Consider the following 17,756-nt stretch of genomic DNA (forward strand, 5'->3'; position numbering starts at 1 on the left):
TGCATCTGAGCCATGATCAAACTCTTCAATTTAAGATTTTGTTCGGCTCAATGAATACTGACTTCAAAACTACTAATGTAATTTTAAAGCTTATTATCGTTCCAACAGAACGATAATGAATTGACTGTGCCAAGACTAAGTAAACTTAATCTCGATTGGTCACTCAGTTCATTGAAACCTAAATTGTTTCCGAAGAAACGATTTGGATTATCATCAACGAGTGCCCACACAGATTGATAGGTTTATATTGTTAAAGAGCTTTCCGATTGAGTCCAGCTCAAATCGGACGGCCATTTTAGCGAGATAAAGTTTAGTGTCAACCACTTTTTTCAAACTTTTTCCTAGCGTTTCCGCTGGGCTAATTGACCGTGCTAACTGGGCTGCGACTCTTACGAAGCGTTCCCGTGTCAGCGAGGGGGCATTATAGAGATCGCCATCACATTGGCAAGCCCTTTTTTCAGTTTTTTTTGATTTTTTTATTGTTTGGGTATTTTCTATTCAAAACGACCTGTTTTTGCCACTTTTCTACCCGTCAAATGGCAAAATCCCCTCTAGATAAGGAGAAGAAATGAGCGCTCTACGCAGTTATAAAGGTATAAAGCCCCAACTTGGTAAACGTGTCTATATAGATAGCAGCTCTGTTTTGGTTGGCGAAATACGTATCGGAGACGACTCTAGTGTCTGGCCACTCGTTGCCGCTCGTGGAGATGTCAACCACATCCACATTGGTGAACGAACCAATATTCAGGATGGCAGCGTGCTACACGTCACCCATAAGAACGAAGAGAACCCTCACGGCTATCCCCTTATCATAGGCAATGATGTCACTGTCGGCCACAAAGTGATGCTTCATGGCTGCACAATTAAAGATCGAGTGCTGGTGGGAATGGGGGCAATTGTTTTGGACGGCGCAGTCATAGAGCAAGAAGTAATGATCGGTGCGGGCAGTTTGGTTCCACCAGGTAAAGTTTTAGAAAGTGGTTTCCTTTACGTAGGCAGCCCAGTGAAACAAGCACGTCCACTGAATGATAAGGAACGTGCTTTCTTACAAAAATCTGCTGATAACTATGTGCAGAACAAAGAGGACTTCCTACACGAGGTAAAAGAGGTTAACTAACCACCTCTATTATTCCTTCTGTATTGAACTCTTCATCTTCTATGAGCTGTTCCGCAAGCTCTTCAAGATCGAATCGATACTGAACGAATACTTCTAGAGCTTGCTGCTGATTACTAATCACTTGCCCTGATAGCTTTTCTAACTCAGTTTTACTGACCAAGCAGTGAATAAGTGCACCGGCTTGCTGTGCTGAAAACAGTACTGCTTGCTTATCCGGTACCCAGGATTGGATATCAGGGAATAAGATCGATTGGTTCATTGCAAGCCCTCTAAATTTTTTCTTAACTCGCGCAAAATCTGTTTAGTACCGGGCCTGATACCACGCCAGAGCATAAAGCTTTCTGCGGCCTGACCAACCAGCATGCCTAGGCCGTCATAGACCTTATACGCACCATGGTCTGCAGCCCACTGGTTGAAAATCGTTTTTCCCGAACCATACATCATGTCATAAACGAAGGTTTGGGGAGAAAAAATTGCCGCTGAAATTGCTGGCAGCTCACCACTTAGGCTGGATGAGGTTGAGTTAATGACCACATCAAAACTCTCGTCGACCGATGTCATCTCATGCGCGGCGACGGGACCATAAGCTTGGAACAATTCAGCCAATTGCTTCGCTTTAGAGTAAGTACGGTTGGTAATGACAATCTTAGCTGGCTGCTGATCAAGTAGTGGCTTAATCACGCCACGCGCCGCACCCCCAGCACCAATCAAAAGAATACGCGTCCCTTTGAGAGGGACCTGATATTGAAGCAAGTCTTGAACCAGTCCTTCTCCATCGGTGTTATCACCAAGGATTTCACCATCATCAAGCTTTTTCAGTGTATTGACCGCTCCCGCTAACTGGGCTCGCTCAGTCACACGGTGAGCAAAACGGTAGGCGTCTTCTTTAAAAGGCACAGTGACATTGCATCCCTTACCGCCTTGAGCAAAAAAGTCGCTCGCCGCTTGGTCAAACGCATTCTTCTCCGGACATTGCGTAATGTATGTCAGTGACTGATTGGTTTGACGAGCAAATAGTGTATGGATAAAAGGTGATTTACTTTGAGAGATTGGGTTACCAAAAACGACGTAGTTATCGACTTGCTGAGTCATTTCCTTACCTGCCACAACGAAAAAGGGTCAATGCGAGCCATTGACCCTATCACTATCTATAATATGAGGAAAGTCTTACCACTCTCTGGGTTTGAGGTAGTGAGCGTATAACTCTGCTTCAGGAGAGTTAGGTTCCACTTGGTAGCTATATTCCCATCGAGCGAGCGGTGGCATAGACATTAGAATAGATTCCGTTCTCCCGCCACTTTGCAAGCCAAATAAGGTGCCACGGTCAAACACTAAATTGAATTCGACGTAACGGCCACGGCGGTATAGTTGGAACTGACGCTCACGCTCACCGTATTCGGTATTTTTACGTCGCTCAACAATTGGCAAGTACGCTTGGGTGTAACCTTCTCCGACCGCTTTTATATAGTCAAAGCACTTATCAAATGGCCAATGATTGAGATCATCAAAAAAGAGGCCACCCACACCACGTGTTTCATCTCGGTGGGGTAGATAGAAATATTTGTCGCACCAAGCTTTATGCTCTGCGTATACCTCTCGACCAAATGGAGCACAGATATCTTTTGCTGTGTTATGCCAATAGCGCACATCCTCTTCGTAAGGATAAAAGGGGGTGAGATCAAAACCACCACCAAACCACCAAATCGGCTCTTCTCCCTCTTTCTCGGCAATAAAGAAACGCACATTAGCGTGCGAGGTTGGCACATAAGGATTGTTTGGGTGCATAACCAAAGAAACCCCCATAGCCTCAAATCGACGTCCTGCCAGTTCAGGTCGATGTGCAGTAGCAGAGGCGGGCATTTCTTTGCCTTCAACATGAGAGAAGTTAACCCCGCCCTGTTCAAAAACGGCGCCATCTTTCATTACCCGAGTGCGACCACCGCCACCGAGCTTTTCTCCAGGCTCACGATGCCATGCATCTTCAACAAAAACAGCTTTTCCATCCGCCTGTTCTAGTTGCTGACAAATTGAATCTTGCAGATCCATTAAGAACTGCTTCACCGCTTGTTTATCTATGGCTGACATACGACTTCCTATACTGCAGGGTTATCCCTGTCTTAATACTTGTAATGTTTTGGCATCACGAATTTCGCTCGGCTTTTCTCTGCCGCCAGTCTGCCCTTCTAGCACAGCAATGCGATAATGACCAAACTGTAGGTAGACTTCCTCACTTGTTCGACAAGGAGGCTGACCAGACAGATTTGCGCTGGTAGAGGTTAGCGGCTTTCCAAACGCATTACACATCTTTTGCACCAAAGGATGATCCGTCACACGAACCGCAATTGAATCATATTGACCCGTGATCCAATGAGAAGCTCGTTCGCTGCTCGGCATGATCCAAGTAACTGGACCGGGCCAGCTCTGTTTAACTCGCTGCAACTGCTCTTGAGTCAACTGCGACTCATCAATATATGGTATGAGCTGCTCATAACTCGCGGCGATGAGGATTAAGCCCTTTTCAGCAGGTCGCTGCTTTAGTGCTAGTAACTGATTTACCGCTTGAGCATCATCCGGATCGCAGCCAACACCAAACACGCCTTCCGTTGGGTAAGCAATCACTTGCCCAGCTATCAAAGCATTCAGTGCTTGATTAAAGTTGTCCACCACGTCAAACCCTATAAACTCATTGTTGCACTAAGTGTACAAAGATTCTTATCTAGAGACTAAGGCAATTTGTTGAGAAATGTATTAGCTATTCCTTTCAACCCTGCGCAAACGTTTGCTTGATATAAAAATCCCCGTATAATGCGCTCAAATTGTTTGCTCACTAATTGTAAGTAGCTTTGAAGGAGTTTGAGATGAAAGTCGGTATCATTATGGGTTCTAAATCCGATTGGCCAACCATGAAACTTGCAGCAGAAATGCTCGATAGATTCGGCGTTGAGTACGAAACCAGAGTCGTGTCTGCACACCGCACCCCTCAACTTCTTGCTGATTACGCAACCAGCGCCAAAGAGCGTGGCTTAAAGGTCATTATTGCCGGAGCTGGCGGTGCAGCGCATCTACCTGGTATGGCGGCGGCATTCACATCTTTGCCAGTACTTGGCGTCCCAGTACAATCTCGCGCACTCAGCGGAATTGACTCGCTTTACTCCATTGTGCAAATGCCGAAAGGTATTGCCGTTGGCACTTTGGCGATTGGTGAAGCTGGTGCCGCCAATGCGGGGATTCTGGCCGCGCAAATTCTCGGCACACATGATGAGACTGTGATGGCGAAAGTTGAAGCCTTCCGCGCCGAGCAAACTGAAACGGTTCTAGCTAACCCAAACCCTGCCGAGGATTAGTGCAATGCAGGTTTTAGTTTTAGGTGCAGGTCAGTTAGCTCGCATGATGTCCTTAGCGGGCGCACCACTGAATATTGAGATCTCTGCCTACGATGTCGGAAGTCAGAATATCGTTCATCCGCTCACTCAAGCGGTACTAGGTCATGGCCTAGACAATGCGATTGAACAAGCGGATGTGATTACTGCCGAGTTTGAACACATTCCGCACGATATCCTCGAAGTATGCGAGCAAAGCGGAAAGTTCCTCCCATCTTCTTCCGCGATAAAAGCCGGTGGCGATCGCCGTATCGAAAAACAACTGCTTGATGACGCTGGCGTTCGCAACGCCAAGTACTTTGTTATTCAGTCACGTGAAGACTTTGATCAAGCGATAGAACACGTGGGCATGCCTATGGTGCTAAAAAGTGCTTTAGGTGGTTACGATGGCAAAGGTCAGTGGCGCTTGAAAGAAGCCAGCCAAGTAGAAACAATTTGGGCAGAAATGGCTGAGTGCATGACTGCAAGCGACTCTCAAGCCATTGTTGCTGAAGAGTTTGTGCCATTTAAACGTGAAGTCTCCTTGGTTGGTGCGCGTGGTCAAGATGGCGCGATTGCCGTCTACCCATTAGCAGAAAATGTCCATACCAATGGTGTGTTAACTCTTTCAACCGCGATCGCTGACATCGAGCTTCAACAGCAGGCCAAACAGATGTTCACCGCCGTCGCACAGAAGCTTAACTATGTCGGCGTGCTTGCGTTGGAATTTTTCGACGTCGATGGAACGCTGTTGGTCAACGAAATTGCGCCACGTGTGCACAATTCTGGGCACTGGACTCAGCAAGGTGCAGAAACCTGTCAGTTTGAAAACCACTTACGTGCTGTATGCGGTCTAGCTCTGGGTAGCACTAAGCTCATTCGTGAAACTTCGATGATCAATATCTTAGGTGAAGACACTTTACCTGATGAGCTACTTGCTATGGATGGCGTACATATTCACTGGTACGGCAAAGAGAAGCGCACAGGACGTAAGATGGGCCACATCAACGTGTGTGGCGATTACAGCGGCGAGTTGCAACGTAAACTATGCGCTCTTGCAGACGTACTCGACAAAGACACGTTCCCTGCCGTGCACGAATTTGCTGCCAGCTTCAATCAGTAGCCTCCGCAGGTTGGATGTAAAAACGGCGCATCGAGCGCCGTTTTTTGTTTAATCTTGCTGGATATGGTGACACTTTCTGTCAGCACACTGCCGTTTATTACCGCTAGCCAGTTTCTTCTCAACCAGCAATGGGTAACCACATTTTTCGCAAACCCCGGCAATCGGAGGCTGATTCACAGCAAACTTACACTTGGGGTAGTTATCACAGGCGTAGAACAGCTTACCAAAGCGTGTTTTCCTTTCGACTAACTGACCTTTATCGCATTCGGGACAAGAAAGGCTGACGGGTTGCTGATCTTGTTTAGGCTGATCAAATGATTCGATATGGTGACATCGTGGATAATGGCTACAGCCGATAAACATGCCATAACGGCCCTGACGCAGAACCAGCTCATTACCGCACTCAGGGCAAGCGACACCGAGCTCCTTAATCACGTGGCCATCATTTTGATGCAAAGGCTTGATGTAATCGCAGACGGGATACTGATCACAACCCAGAAACGGGCCATGCTTGCCGTGGCGAAGGTGCAGCTCACCTTCGCGCTGTTCACTTTGGCATTTAGGACAAGCTTGATGCTCTAACGCCTGTTCATGGGCTGAAAACAGTTGGTGATCGATTTTGTTGCTCATATCAACTCGTGGAAATTAGTGCAGAATACCTTGCTCTTTGGTATACAACAGCTCTTCCATAAGTGTGTATTCATTCTCGTTCCCAGGCACATTAAACAGCACCATCAGAACAATCCATTTAAGATCGTCGAGTTCGAACTCGTCGGTCTCTAAACCCATAATACGGTCAATCACCATCTCACGAGTTTCTGTGGTCAGCACACTCACCTGCTCTAAGAAAGTCAAAAAACCGCGACATTCTAGGCTTAGGCGCTCACACTCTTTATTGGTGTAAATACGAGTCGAGTTCGAAGTGCTGCACACTGAAATTGCAGAGTGAGTTTCACTTTGCTGCAGTGCCGCTAGCTCTTCTAGCCAGATAAGGGCTTTATAAATGTCTTTTTGATGAAAGCCAGCACGAAGAAGTTCGTCTTCTAGCTCATCTTGATTGACTTGTAACTCTGCATCGCTATGGATGTAGGTTTCGAACAGATACATTAGGATATCCATCATCATAGCTAGCCCCTCCCCTTTCGAATATAGCCACCGGAAACTGCAACAACATGCCCTAAAAGCTCAAGCTCCAAGAGCTGCATCATGACTTCCTGTACAGGTATATTGGTCCTGTTTGCAAGAATATCAACTGGTGTAGCCTTACTTCCTACGTTAGCTAACAGCAGAGGAAATGGCAATTCTTCTTTACTATCTATTTCAGCAAACAGTTCATTTTGAATTGGTGGCTTACTCTCACTAGACCAACGCAATAGGACTTCTACTTCATCAATGATGTCCTGAACCCGCATCACCAGACAAGCCCCTTGCTTAATCAACAGGTTACATCCACGAGCATTGGGGTCATGAATCGAGCCCGGGATGGCAAATACCTCACGCCCCTGCTCCACGGCATACCGGGCGGTAATTAACGAACCACTTTTCTCGGCTGCCTCAACCACCAACACACCTAGCGAGAGCCCACTAATTATCCGATTTCGGCGTGGAAAGTGATCGGCTTTCGGCTTAGCGCTGGGGTGAAACTCAGACACTAAAGCGCCGTTTTCCGCTACTATCCGATCCGCTAGCTGGCGATGACGTGCGGGGTAAACCGTATCTAGGCCACAGCCAAGCACAGCTAAGGTGCGTCCTTTGCCTTGCAACGCTCCATCGTGCGCATAGCCATCTACCCCTAGAGCGAGGCCACTGGTCACGACAATACCGTGCTCCACTAGCGCATGAGCAAAACGGCGTGCATTGCTTAGCGCGTCGACACTGGCATTGCGGCTACCAACCAGAGCTATTTGGGGTTCAGATAGGCATGTTAGAGAGCCGCGGATAAATAGAATTGGCGGAGAGCCTACCGCTTGGTCCAATAATTGTGGGTAACAAGCGTCTTGTTTAGTCACAAGGTGATGGTGGTCACTTTGCTGCTGCCAATCCAAACAATGGGCAACGTCGCTGGAGGCCTCGGTTTTAAGATAGCGAATTTGCCGCTCATTAAAGCCAAGCGCAACTAATGCGGCCTGATTAGATTCAACGATATTGAGTGGCGAATCTCGCTCAACAAGGCGAGCAAAGGTTTTAGGGCCAACCCTAGGCGTGAAACTGAGTGCGATCCAAGCTTCAAGCTCATGATTATTCATGACCGATCACTTTTTACCGGGCGGAGTTGTGTGTCAGTCGTGATTGCATCTTGGCTATGAGTCACCACTGCTAGGCTAAAATGTGGATAGACGCGCATGACCACCAATTGGCCAATTCGACGTTGTGGTAATGGCTGCCCACTTTCTTGCAGCGCTGAAAAATCTAACAAGTCGAAGATATTTCCCCGCTCTATACCATCAAGCAGACCACGATTGAGCACCACAGTTTGGTTTTCGCCAATAAAGTGCGTCCCCTTAACGGAACCTAATATATTAACACCTATACTGGTTATTGATGTGGGCTCCAAAGGTGCAGCAATAGAGCCTGAAGATAAATTCGGCAATGCAATATCGCCGAGCAAAATCTCTTGCTGCTGAGTCACAACCTCAAGCTTAGTCAACGCATCTTGATGTGCGCCCAACTGTGCGTGGGCGATTTTTCTCACCGCCTGAACAGAATGCTCTCCGCGCGAAAATTCCGCCATCACTCGATATATTGCCCATTCCTGCTCATTATGTGTGCCCGAAATATAGATAGACTCTTGCGCATCGATTAACTGGCGACCAAGACCATTGCCCAATACGCGACTGCTCAGTCGCAATTGCTCACTGGTGAGTAACCGATCATGGTTAGGATAAGCGGGCACAATCGGTATTGGGTTCAGCTCAACAACTGGCGTTTTCTCCCGCACATGGATTGCAGGACTGAGGCTAACCACTGGCTTGCTTGGTGCAGATTGAGCATACCCGTTCACCGTCAGTAATAACGCAGCAACCACTAAAGGTTTCCAAAGGCGCAACATAGTTTCACTCCAAATAAGCTATCTATCACAGCGACTTTTCTGGCGACTCAGCGCAGTAACAACTATGAGATGGTGCTTAAAAAGCGCATTGATGCTGTCATTTGGGGTGTAAAATGTCTAGAATTGAGCCAACGAGGTTTATCCTGATTCGGCACAGTTCAACATTTCGAGTGTATATGTCTGTATTACAAGTATTAACATTTCCGGATGATCGCCTTCGCACCGTGGCTAAGCCAGTGGAAAAGGTGACTCCTGAAATTCAAAAGTTCGTTGATGACATGATTGAAACCATGTACGACGAAGAAGGTATTGGCTTGGCAGCAACCCAAGTTGATTTCCACCAACGTATTGTTGTTATCGATGTTTCTGACAACCGCGACGAGCCTATGGTTCTGATTAACCCAGAAATCATTGAAAAGCGTGGTGAAGATGGCATTGAAGAAGGCTGTCTATCGGTACCTGGTGCGCGAGCACTCGTACCTCGCGCAGCAGAAGTGACCGTGAAAGCCCTTAACCGTGATGGTCAAGAGTTCACATTTGAAGCGGATGACCTACTCGCGATTTGTGTTCAACACGAACTTGATCACTTAGAAGGCAAACTGTTTGTTGATTACCTTTCACCGCTAAAGCGTAAGCGTATTCAAGACAAACTGGCTAAGATCAAACGCTTCAATGAGAAGAACACAAGCAAAGCCTAAACTGCTAAACCATAGAAGGAAGGTACTTTGAGCAAACCTTTGAAAATAGTTTTTGCTGGTACTCCGGATTTCGCCGCCCGTCACTTGGCGGCGTTGTTGTCTTCGGAGCATGAAGTTATTGCGGTTTACACCCAGCCAGACCGCCCAGCAGGCCGCGGTAAAAAGCTGACAGCAAGCCCAGTCAAGCACATTGCCTTAGAACACGATATTCCAGTTTACCAACCAGAAAACTTTAAATCCGACCAAGCAAAACAACAGTTGGTTGATTTAAACGCCGATATCATGGTTGTGGTCGCTTACGGCCTGTTACTTCCGCAGGCCGTATTAGATACACCAAAACTGGGCTGTATCAACGTACACGGTTCAATTCTACCGCGCTGGCGTGGTGCGGCGCCGATTCAACGTTCAATTTGGGCCGGTGATGCTGAAACTGGCGTAACCATCATGCAGATGGATATCGGTCTAGATACGGGTGATATGCTCAAGATAGCTACCTTGCCCATTGAGGCGACAGATACCAGCGCGTCAATGTATGAGAAGTTGGCTGAACTTGGCCCTGATGCACTGGTAGATTGCCTCGCAGATATCGCTGACGGCAATGCAGTGCCTGAGAAACAAGATGACGAGCAGGCCAACTACGCGAAAAAACTGAGCAAAGAAGAAGCTCGTATTAACTGGAGCGACGATGCCGCTCACATTGAACGCTGTGTGCGCGCTTTCAACCCTTGGCCTATGAGCCATTTTGATGCGGCAGGCAATAGCATTAAAGTGTGGCAAAGCCGTGTCGATGAGCAATCAACCACCCAGCCTGTCGGTACTATCCTCCAAGCGGACAAAACCGGTATCTATGTTGCCACTGGCAATGGTGTGCTGGTACTTGAACAGCTCCAAGTTCCAGGTAAGAAGGCCATGCCGGTGCAAGATATTCTCAACTCACGCGCTAGCTGGTTTGAAGTCGGTACTCAACTGGTTTAAACATACTCTCCCATATGGGAAAAAGTACATTTTGAGGGTGGAGACACCCTCCCTTAATTTAAGGTATTCACCATGAATGTTCGCGCTGCTGCAGCCAACGTCCTATTCCAAGTAGTCGATAAAGGCCAATCTCTTTCACACGCCTTACCTGCGGCGCAAAAGACCATCAGACCAAGAGACCATGCGCTATTACAAGAGATCTGTTACGGCGCACTACGTTACTTGCCACGTTTAGAGTCTATCGCTAATGAGCTGATGGACAATCCATTGAAAGGGAAAAAACGTGTTTTCCACCACTTAATTCTGGTCGGTATTTACCAATTAAGTTTCATGCGCATTCCAGCTCACGCTGCGGTAGCCGAAACGGTCGAAGGCACCAAGACGTTGAAAGGCCCAAGCCTACGCGGCCTTATTAACGCCGTGTTACGTAGCTACCTGCGCGATCAAGAAGCGCTAGATGAAAAAGCCGTCAGCCACAATGCGGGTAAATATGGTCACCCAAATTGGCTACTGAACATGTTGCGTGAAAGCTATCCAGAGCAGTGGGATCAAGTGGTCGAAGCCAACAACAGCAAAGCGCCAATGTGGCTGCGCGTCAATCGCCAGCACCATACTCGTGATGAATATCTTGAGCTGCTTAAAGATGCAAACATTGAATTCAGCATCCACCCTGAAGCTGCTGATGCCATAAAACTGGCCTCTCCTTGTGATGTGACACTTCTGCCCGGCTTCGAACGCGGCTGGGTATCGGTACAAGATGCCGCCGCTCAGCTATCAGTCAACTACTTGCAGCCGCAAAATGGCGAACTGATTCTCGATTGCTGCGCCGCGCCGGGAGGTAAGACTGCGCATATTCTTGAACACACGGAAGATACCGAAGTAGTTGCCATTGATAGTGATGCCAAGCGTCTTGACCGCGTCTACGACAACTTAGAGCGCTTACAATTGCGTGCCGATGTGATTTGCGGTGACGCACGAAATCCACAAGAGTGGTGGCAAGGTGAGCAATTTGATCGCATTCTACTCGATGCGCCATGTTCGGCCACGGGTGTGATTCGTCGTCACCCAGATATCAAGTGGTTACGTCGCGCTGACGATATTAATGCGCTGGCACAACTGCAAAGCGAGATATTGGATGCGATGTGGCAACAACTAAAGCCGGGTGGAACCTTAGTTTACGCGACATGTTCAATCACCCCTCAAGAGAATAAAGAGCAAGTCAAAGCCTTTTTAGCGCGTACTGAGGATGCTCAGTTACAAGGCTCAGAGACCGAGAATCCAGGTCGTCAAATTTTGCCTGGTGAAGAAGATATGGATGGCTTCTATTACGCTGTCCTCACCAAGCAAGTGTAATTATCATGGCGACAACTGACGTTGCGCCATTTGAGTAGTTAAACGAGATTAATGTATGAAAATCATCATCCTTGGTGCAGGTCAGGTTGGCGGCACATTGGCAGAAAACCTAGTTGGCGAAAACAATGACATCACCATTGTCGACAGCAACTCGGATCGTCTGCGCGAAATGCAAGACAAATATGATCTGCGAGTCGTCAATGGTCACGCCAGTCACCCAGACGTGCTGCGTGAAGCGGGTGCTCAGGATGCTGATATGTTGGTCGCCGTGACAAACATGGATGAAACCAATATGGCGGCCTGTCAGGTCGCTTTTACTCTATTTAACACACCTAACCGTATTGCGCGTATTCGCTCACCGCAATACTTAGCAGAAAAAGAAGCGCTGTTTCAATCTGGCGCCGTCCCCGTCGATCACCTTATCGCTCCTGAAGAGCTGGTGACCAGCTATATCGAACGTCTGATTCAATACCCTGGCGCACTACAAGTGGTTAGCTTTGCTGAGCAAAAAGTCAGCCTAGTGGCAGTAAAAGCCTACTATGGCGGCCCATTGGTCGGCAATGCGTTGTCTGCTCTGCGCGAACATATGCCGCATATTGATACTCGCGTTGCGGCCATTTTCCGTCAAGGTCGCCCAATCAGACCTCAAGGTACTACCATCATTGAAGCCGATGATGAAGTATTCTTTGTTGCCGCCAGCAACCACATTCGTTCGGTCATGAGTGAGCTTCAGCGTCTTGAGAAACCTTATCGCCGCATCATGATTGTTGGTGGGGGTAACATTGGTGCGAGCCTAGCACGTCGCCTTGAACATATTTACAGCGTTAAATTAATCGAGCACAGTTACCAACGTGCGGAGAAGCTCTCCGAAGAACTCGAAAACACCATCGTTTTCTGTGGCGATGCCGCTGACCAAGAGCTTTTAGCCGAAGAGAATATCGACCAGGTCGACGTATTTATCGCCCTGACCAACGAAGATGAAACCAACATCATGTCTGCGATGCTCGCCAAACGGATGGGCGCGAAAAAAGTGATGGTGCTGATCCAACGTGGTGCTTATGTTGACTTAGTGCAGGGCGGCGCAATAGATGTCGCAATTTCACCGCAACAAGCCACGATTTCTGCGCTGCTCACTCACGTTCGTCGCGCTGACATTGTCAACGTATCATCGCTGCGTCGCGGTGCAGCAGAGGCCATCGAAGCGATCGCTCACGGTGACGAAAGTACCTCAAAAGTAGTCGGCCGAGCTGTTGGTGACATCAAGCTGCCACCGGGCACAACCATAGGAGCCATTGTGCGCGGAGAAGAAGTATTAATTGCTCACGATCGCACTGTCATTGAGCAGGACGACCACGTGGTGATGTTCTTAGTCGACAAGAAGTACGTGCCAGATGTCGAAGCACTGTTCCAACCGAGCCCATTTTTCCTTTAGGTACTGGTTATGGTCAATTTCCGCCCTGTCCTATTTGTTATTGGGCTCGTGTTATCCAAAATTGCCCTATTTATGTATGTCCCAACTATCGTGGCATTTATCACGGGTACTGCGGGATTTTTGGAGTTTGGCCAGGCGGTGTTAATTACTCACCTCGCCGCATTTATCTGCTTAACCATAGGTCGAACCAAGCAATTTAAGCTCAGCGTGCGCGATATGTTCCTCATCACTAGTTTGGTATGGACTATCGCCAGCGCCTTTGCCGCATTGCCGTTTGTATTTATCAACCATATTAGCTTTACCGATGCCTACTTTGAGACCATGTCAGGTATTACCACCACAGGATCAACCGTCCTGAGTGGATTAGATGATATGGCACCAAGCATTTTACTCTGGCGTTCAATTCTGCAATGGCTTGGCGGGATTGGCTTTATTGTTATGGCAGTCGCGGTACTGCCAATGCTTAACGTCGGCGGTATGAAATTGTTCCACACAGAATCTTCCGACTGGTCAGATAAAAGTAGCCCCAGAGCCAAAACGGTGGCGAAAAACATCGTTGCTGTCTATTTGTCACTGACCGGTCTGTGTTTCGGCGGCTATATGCTGACAGGCATGAATCTGTTTGAAGCCATAAACCACGCCTTCACAACGCTTTCTACCGGCGGTTACTCCACTTCCGATGGCTCAATGAATCACTTCCCTAAAGGCGCACATTGGATCGCAACCCTATTTATGTTCTTAGGTGGGCTGCCCTTCTTACTGTTTGTCGCTGCCCTACGAAAACGGCGCATTAATGAGCTGGCTAACGATGCTCAGGTGCGCGGGTTTAGTTATCTGTTCATTGTGAGTAGCCTGATTATTGCTACTTGGCTAGTGATCCGTGACGATTACACCATTTTAGATGCACTGCGCGTATCCATGTTCAACATAGTCTCTGTGGTCACGACGACCGGTTTTGGTTTAGAAGACTTTACCGCATGGGGTGCACTGCCAACGACATTATTTGCCTTTCTGATGATGGCGGGTGCATGCTCAGGTTCAACCTCCGGCGGGATAAAAATCTTCCGTTTCCAAATCGCACTGACTCTGCTCAATAAACAAATGATGAAGCTGATTCATCCTTCCGGTGTATTCGTTCAGCGCTACAACCAACGCCCTGTTAACGACGACATCGTCCGCTCAGTGGTGGCGTTTGGCCTGACATTTTTTATCACCATTATTGTCATTGCTGGCGGGTTGAGTGCGATGGGGCTCGACCCTATCACCAGTATCTCGGGATCGATTACCGCAGTAGCCAATGTCGGCCCGGGTATGGGTACAGTTATTGGCCCGACGGGAAACTTTGCGCCATTGCCAGACGCCGCAAAATGGCTGCTCAGTCTCGGCATGTTAATGGGAAGGCTAGAAATTTTGACTTTGCTGGTGCTGTTTTTCCCCGCTTTTTGGCGACGTTAAGGAATAAAAATGAAATCAACGCTTGGGCTACTCTGTTTATTCGCAAGTACTATTAGTTACGCAGCGCAAACCGTCACACTTGATGATGGACGCCAAATCCAACTCAATGACGACTTCACTTGGCATTACATTAGCCAGCTAGAAACGTCTAATGATCAACAAATTGCCGCTGCGGTGATCGCTACGCCGAGCATTCCTGTGATTGATAGGAAAGTCGCTACTGTGGTGGAGCTGAACAGTTCAAAGCCAGTTATGCAATTGTCAGATTCAGGAGTGGATGTTTTGTTGGGCGCTGCTCAATATGACTCGGGCCAGCTAATCATTCCAACCTCCATTACCAACCAAAGCTCACAATCTGTCGTACTGGTTGAACTAGAAGTTGAAATTCTTGATGAGTCTGGAAAAGTGATTGTCAAACAACCATATAAGATTTGGTCTGCGATCAAGCGGTTAGCCGACACCTACCTTCGACCACAGCAAGCAATTCAAGCAAAACCAATCGTGATTGATGTAGAGCAAGCAGAGCAATATCAACTGAACGCTCGAATCGTCACTATCGAGACTCGCTAAATCGGCTCAACGTACAGGTAAATCGCAAAGAAATGACAGGCACATCCCGCTAGTACGAAACCATGCCAGATCGCATGGTTGTACGGGATACGCTTTGCAACATAGAAGATAACCCCAAGCGAGTAAATCACCCCGCCTACTGCCAATAACGTCAATCCACCTAACGACAAATTCAGCGCCAATTGATAGATAACAATTAACGACAGCCAACCCATCGCCAAATACGTCACCAACGAAAGTCGTTTAAAGCGATAAACAAAGGCGAGCTTCATAATGATGCCGAACAGAGCAATACTCCAGATCACCACCATCAAACCGATCGCTAAAGGGGTGCGTAAACTCACGAGTAAGAAAGGGGTATAACTGCCTGCAATCAGCAAATAAATGGCACAATGGTCGAAGGTTTTTAACGCCCGCTTGGCGCGTTGGTGAGGGATTGCATGATAGAGGGTAGAAGCCAAAAACAGCACGATCATACTACTACCATAAATCGCCATACTGGTGATGGTCATCGCATCAGCATTACTTCGTGCCGATTTCATTAGCAGTAAAACCAAGCCAACAATACTTAACACCATTCCCAACGCGTGGGTCAGCGTATTAGCGAACTCTTCTTTCGCGCTGTATTCAGCAACAGGATTTGCAGACATGCGTGCCCTACTCTGGGTAAAAGTGGAATATTTACTCGAGAGTATGGCACATTAAGCTTACACTTGTAAGCTGAAAGTTTTAAATTTTAGTTAAGAGTGCGCATCCAAATAAGCAATCACTCGCTTACCAGCTTCTTGCGCTGATGTATGGAGAGGAATGTCCATCTGACGTTTGAGATCACCTATCCCCAACAAGCTTGCGAGCATGCCTTTTGCCCCTTCACGGTGACGATCGATCTCAAACCACATCTGCAGCTTATCATCGGTACGATACGCAACCACTTCTAACTCTCGCCAGCGACCGTGGAACGGCCCTGTTGTTGGGACAAATTCAAACTCTTGCACGAACGGCATCGCGAACCCGTCGACCTCTTCACATTCGACCTGACGAATACGCAAACCTTGTTCTTCAAGCGCAGTAAAAATACCGTCAAGCAAAGGATCAGGGCGGACAGTGAGAATATCTTTATCGGTTGGATCTTTCGCCATTGCAATATCCAGCCCGGTTTCTAACCAGACTTTGGAATCGCCGATAGTCACGGGCGTATTCCACGGCACATCAAGTTCAATTTCAAAATCACGTGTTTCGCCCGGGCTGATCGTAAAGGCATAAGGCAAAGACCACTTAGCCAAAACATAACTTTCAGGGACGCGGCGCATACGGTTCGCGTTGTGTTGGTCTTTATCGTGATTCGCTGGTACCTCTTTGATATAACGGCAATAGAGCTTGAGATCGATATTATCTATCTCTTGCGCTGTCGAACCGCCATAAACATGGATGGTGATATTAACTTTCTTCCCTGGGTGAAGAACTTCTTGCTGTAAAACGGAATCCACCTTTGCGGAGCCAATACCAAAACTGGCCAGGGTTTTCTTAAATAACGACATCAACTCCTCCTTGGCACATACAACACCATTACCGAACCATTCGATTACTTTCATACTAATCTGGTTTAGTGTCTCACTACTACAGACATCTTCACATAATTGTAGCGAATCTTAATCGATCAGATATCGACCAATTCAAATCATAATGCTAATCTGTTTATTGATATGCGTGCATATCAAAATTCCTAGTTAATTATTTGGATAGGCGTGAGCCAGAAGAGCCAAACTTCAGCGATGAAGCGCAACTCATAGTTAATTAGGCCATTACATTGGCAATGGATATGCCTGACAGTTAGGTAACTGAATGCTCCCAACAACAGTCAGGTTCTCGCACACAAATCGTAGTGCGATGCGCCGCCGCAGTGGATTCGTTTCTTCTCCAGTGGCAAAAAACTCAGCTCCTGTAATGACTTTGGTAGAACAAGCCGCTCTCATGGCCACCACTCCTGCTAAAGTAACCAAGGCAGCCTAATGCAAAAGCGCAGCACTGACTGCGCTTTTTTCTTACCTTCACTTCGTCAATTTGATACCTTTAACAACAAATCAGTATAAATTGTGTGGAGAAAGCCGATGAAATGTCACCGTATTGAGGAGCTGATCGAACTGTTGGAGCCAGAGTGGCAAAAAGATCAGCAAATGAACCTAGTTGAATTTATTGTCAAACTGGCTCAAGAAGCAGGTTACCAAGGAAAACTAGAACAACTAACCGATGATGTGCTTATCTACCATCTAAAAATGCGCAACAGCAGCAAAGATGAAATGATTCCGGGTCTAAAGAAAGATCAAGAAGACGATTTTAAAACTGCCATTTTACGCGCACGCGGTATCATAGACTAATGTGCCAAGATTCAAACCAGCGACCTCAGGTCGCTTTTTTTATATCGTCGTAACGATAAAAGCCCAAACTGTTAGGTCATTTATTTATAAAACTGTCGTAATCTTTGTTGTTAAAGGTTGATAGCGTTAAAGAAATAAAAATGTTATTGCGTATATAATCGTCGTCCATAAGAATTTACTAAAATAGTAATAACCTATAAGTAGCAATGTTTTTTAGAGTGAGAACAGCAAAAATCTCACCTTTCAGCTC

Annotated in this window: 20 protein-coding genes; 10 read left to right on the forward strand and 10 right to left on the reverse strand. The window is 47.2% G+C overall.

The annotated features are described in order from the left end of the window. Positions 1–568: 568 nt before the first annotated feature. Complete coding sequence (locus TW81_RS12820) at positions 569–1,117, forward strand: gamma carbonic anhydrase family protein (RefSeq protein WP_045956127.1); 549 nt, start codon at positions 569–571, stop codon at positions 1,115–1,117. On the opposite strand, the gene TW81_RS12825 is transcribed toward TW81_RS12820, so the two are convergent. The 4 genes from TW81_RS12825 to tsaC form a co-directional block, all read right to left on the reverse strand. Further along, entirely contained in the window at positions 1,110–1,376 is a 267-nt protein-coding gene (locus TW81_RS12825; protein ID WP_045956128.1) for a DUF1488 family protein, read from the reverse strand. The two genes, TW81_RS12820 and TW81_RS12825, sit on opposite strands and share 8 nt — an antisense overlap. Then, the gene (aroE, locus tag TW81_RS12830; RefSeq protein ID WP_045956129.1) at positions 1,373–2,209 is read right to left on the reverse strand and encodes a shikimate dehydrogenase; all 837 of its coding nucleotides are present in this window, start codon (positions 2,207–2,209) and stop codon (positions 1,373–1,375) included. Before aroE ends, TW81_RS12825 begins: the two co-directional genes overlap by 4 nt. Before the next feature lie 75 nt (positions 2,210–2,284). Then, positions 2,285–3,202 (reverse strand): oxygen-dependent coproporphyrinogen oxidase, encoded by a 918-nt coding sequence (gene hemF / locus TW81_RS12835; RefSeq protein ID WP_045956130.1) that lies wholly within the window; start codon positions 3,200–3,202, stop codon positions 2,285–2,287. A gap of 21 nt (positions 3,203–3,223) precedes the next feature. Beyond that, a complete protein-coding gene (gene tsaC / locus TW81_RS12840; protein ID WP_045956131.1) occupies positions 3,224–3,781 on the reverse strand; it encodes an L-threonylcarbamoyladenylate synthase type 1 TsaC in 558 nt (185 codons plus the stop codon). A 194-nt stretch (positions 3,782–3,975) separates the two neighbouring features. Between tsaC and purE the strand changes: the two genes are divergently transcribed. Next, on the forward strand, positions 3,976–4,461 hold the full coding sequence (gene purE, locus TW81_RS12845) for a 5-(carboxyamino)imidazole ribonucleotide mutase (protein WP_045956132.1): 486 nt from the start codon (positions 3,976–3,978) through the stop codon (positions 4,459–4,461). Between the two features lie 4 nt (positions 4,462–4,465). Next, on the forward strand, positions 4,466–5,599 hold the full coding sequence (locus TW81_RS12850; RefSeq protein ID WP_045956133.1) for a 5-(carboxyamino)imidazole ribonucleotide synthase: 1,134 nt from the start codon (positions 4,466–4,468) through the stop codon (positions 5,597–5,599). A gap of 48 nt (positions 5,600–5,647) precedes the next feature. On the opposite strand, the gene TW81_RS12855 is transcribed toward TW81_RS12850, so the two are convergent. Genes TW81_RS12855 through TW81_RS12870 form a run of 4 tightly spaced genes read right to left on the reverse strand, consistent with a single transcriptional unit; the run spans position 5,648 to position 8,648 of the window. Further along, on the reverse strand, positions 5,648–6,229 hold the full coding sequence (locus tag TW81_RS12855) for a DNA topoisomerase family protein (RefSeq protein ID WP_045956134.1): 582 nt from the start codon (positions 6,227–6,229) through the stop codon (positions 5,648–5,650). A 15-nt stretch (positions 6,230–6,244) separates the two neighbouring features. Then, positions 6,245–6,724 (reverse strand): DUF494 family protein, encoded by a 480-nt coding sequence (locus tag TW81_RS12860; protein ID WP_045956135.1) that lies wholly within the window; start codon positions 6,722–6,724, stop codon positions 6,245–6,247. A gap of 2 nt (positions 6,725–6,726) precedes the next feature. Beyond that, positions 6,727–7,845 carry a DNA-processing protein DprA gene (gene dprA / locus TW81_RS12865; protein WP_045956136.1) on the reverse strand — a complete coding sequence of 373 codons (1,119 nt, stop codon included), beginning with the start codon at positions 7,843–7,845 and terminating at the stop codon, positions 6,727–6,729. Beyond that, complete coding sequence (locus tag TW81_RS12870; RefSeq protein ID WP_052706218.1) at positions 7,842–8,648, reverse strand: hypothetical protein; 807 nt, start codon at positions 8,646–8,648, stop codon at positions 7,842–7,844. The genes dprA and TW81_RS12870 overlap by 4 nt, the downstream gene beginning before the upstream one ends. Before the next feature lie 176 nt (positions 8,649–8,824). Here TW81_RS12870 and def point away from each other — a divergent pair, with 176 nt between their 5' ends. From def to TW81_RS12900, 6 genes are all read left to right on the forward strand, one after another. Beyond that, positions 8,825–9,346 (forward strand): peptide deformylase, encoded by a 522-nt coding sequence (def, locus tag TW81_RS12875; RefSeq protein ID WP_045956137.1) that lies wholly within the window; start codon positions 8,825–8,827, stop codon positions 9,344–9,346. Positions 9,347–9,373: 27 nt separating this feature from the next. Then, positions 9,374–10,321: a methionyl-tRNA formyltransferase gene (gene fmt, locus TW81_RS12880; RefSeq protein WP_045956138.1), complete on the forward strand. Its 948-nt coding sequence runs from the start codon at positions 9,374–9,376 to the stop codon at positions 10,319–10,321. A gap of 72 nt (positions 10,322–10,393) precedes the next feature. Beyond that, the gene (gene rsmB / locus TW81_RS12885) at positions 10,394–11,674 is read left to right on the forward strand and encodes a 16S rRNA (cytosine(967)-C(5))-methyltransferase RsmB (protein ID WP_045956139.1); all 1,281 of its coding nucleotides are present in this window, start codon (positions 10,394–10,396) and stop codon (positions 11,672–11,674) included. Between the two features lie 55 nt (positions 11,675–11,729). Then, on the forward strand, positions 11,730–13,106 hold the full coding sequence (gene trkA, locus TW81_RS12890) for a Trk system potassium transporter TrkA (RefSeq protein WP_045956140.1): 1,377 nt from the start codon (positions 11,730–11,732) through the stop codon (positions 13,104–13,106). A 9-nt stretch (positions 13,107–13,115) separates the two neighbouring features. After that, on the forward strand, positions 13,116–14,561 hold the full coding sequence (locus TW81_RS12895) for a TrkH family potassium uptake protein (RefSeq protein ID WP_045956141.1): 1,446 nt from the start codon (positions 13,116–13,118) through the stop codon (positions 14,559–14,561). A 9-nt stretch (positions 14,562–14,570) separates the two neighbouring features. Next, positions 14,571–15,131 (forward strand): DUF3157 family protein, encoded by a 561-nt coding sequence (locus tag TW81_RS12900; protein ID WP_045956142.1) that lies wholly within the window; start codon positions 14,571–14,573, stop codon positions 15,129–15,131. Here TW81_RS12900 and trhA read toward each other — a convergent pair. Then, positions 15,128–15,781 carry a PAQR family membrane homeostasis protein TrhA gene (gene trhA, locus TW81_RS12905; protein WP_045956143.1) on the reverse strand — a complete coding sequence of 218 codons (654 nt, stop codon included), beginning with the start codon at positions 15,779–15,781 and terminating at the stop codon, positions 15,128–15,130. The genes TW81_RS12900 and trhA overlap by 4 nt on opposite strands. Before the next feature lie 90 nt (positions 15,782–15,871). After that, complete coding sequence (locus tag TW81_RS12910) at positions 15,872–16,669, reverse strand: sporulation protein (RefSeq protein WP_045956144.1); 798 nt, start codon at positions 16,667–16,669, stop codon at positions 15,872–15,874. Between the two features lie 570 nt (positions 16,670–17,239). Here TW81_RS12910 and TW81_RS12915 point away from each other — a divergent pair. Further along, positions 17,240–17,506, forward strand: a complete 267-nt coding sequence (locus TW81_RS12915; protein WP_045956145.1) for a YihD family protein — start codon at positions 17,240–17,242, stop codon at positions 17,504–17,506. The last annotated feature ends 250 nt before the right edge of the window (positions 17,507–17,756 follow it).

Source organism: Vibrio galatheae (assembly GCF_000967545.1).
GTDB classification, from domain to species: Bacteria; Pseudomonadota; Gammaproteobacteria; order Enterobacterales; family Vibrionaceae; genus Vibrio; species Vibrio galatheae.

Coding starts and splice junctions, on each gene's coding strand:
- rsmB (WP_045956139.1), top strand. CDS start 10,394: ATGAATGTTCGCGCTGCTGCAGCCAACGTCCTATTCCAAGTAGTCGAT.
- TW81_RS12910 (WP_045956144.1), bottom strand. CDS start 16,669: ATGTCGTTATTTAAGAAAACCCTGGCCAGTTTTGGTATTGGCTCCGCA.
- TW81_RS12915 (WP_045956145.1), top strand. CDS start 17,240: ATGAAATGTCACCGTATTGAGGAGCTGATCGAACTGTTGGAGCCAGAG.
- trkA (WP_045956140.1), top strand. CDS start 11,730: ATGAAAATCATCATCCTTGGTGCAGGTCAGGTTGGCGGCACATTGGCA.
- TW81_RS12895 (WP_045956141.1), top strand. CDS start 13,116: ATGGTCAATTTCCGCCCTGTCCTATTTGTTATTGGGCTCGTGTTATCC.
- hemF (WP_045956130.1), bottom strand. CDS start 3,202: ATGTCAGCCATAGATAAACAAGCGGTGAAGCAGTTCTTAATGGATCTG.
- purE (WP_045956132.1), top strand. CDS start 3,976: ATGAAAGTCGGTATCATTATGGGTTCTAAATCCGATTGGCCAACCATG.
- TW81_RS12820 (WP_045956127.1), top strand. CDS start 569: ATGAGCGCTCTACGCAGTTATAAAGGTATAAAGCCCCAACTTGGTAAA.
- TW81_RS12825 (WP_045956128.1), bottom strand. CDS start 1,376: ATGAACCAATCGATCTTATTCCCTGATATCCAATCCTGGGTACCGGAT.
- TW81_RS12855 (WP_045956134.1), bottom strand. CDS start 6,229: ATGAGCAACAAAATCGATCACCAACTGTTTTCAGCCCATGAACAGGCG.
- TW81_RS12850 (WP_045956133.1), top strand. CDS start 4,466: ATGCAGGTTTTAGTTTTAGGTGCAGGTCAGTTAGCTCGCATGATGTCC.
- TW81_RS12900 (WP_045956142.1), top strand. CDS start 14,571: ATGAAATCAACGCTTGGGCTACTCTGTTTATTCGCAAGTACTATTAGT.
- TW81_RS12860 (WP_045956135.1), bottom strand. CDS start 6,724: ATGATGATGGATATCCTAATGTATCTGTTCGAAACCTACATCCATAGC.
- TW81_RS12870 (WP_052706218.1), bottom strand. CDS start 8,648: ATGTTGCGCCTTTGGAAACCTTTAGTGGTTGCTGCGTTATTACTGACG.
- dprA (WP_045956136.1), bottom strand. CDS start 7,845: ATGAATAATCATGAGCTTGAAGCTTGGATCGCACTCAGTTTCACGCCT.
- def (WP_045956137.1), top strand. CDS start 8,825: ATGTCTGTATTACAAGTATTAACATTTCCGGATGATCGCCTTCGCACC.
- aroE (WP_045956129.1), bottom strand. CDS start 2,209: ATGACTCAGCAAGTCGATAACTACGTCGTTTTTGGTAACCCAATCTCT.
- trhA (WP_045956143.1), bottom strand. CDS start 15,781: ATGTCTGCAAATCCTGTTGCTGAATACAGCGCGAAAGAAGAGTTCGCT.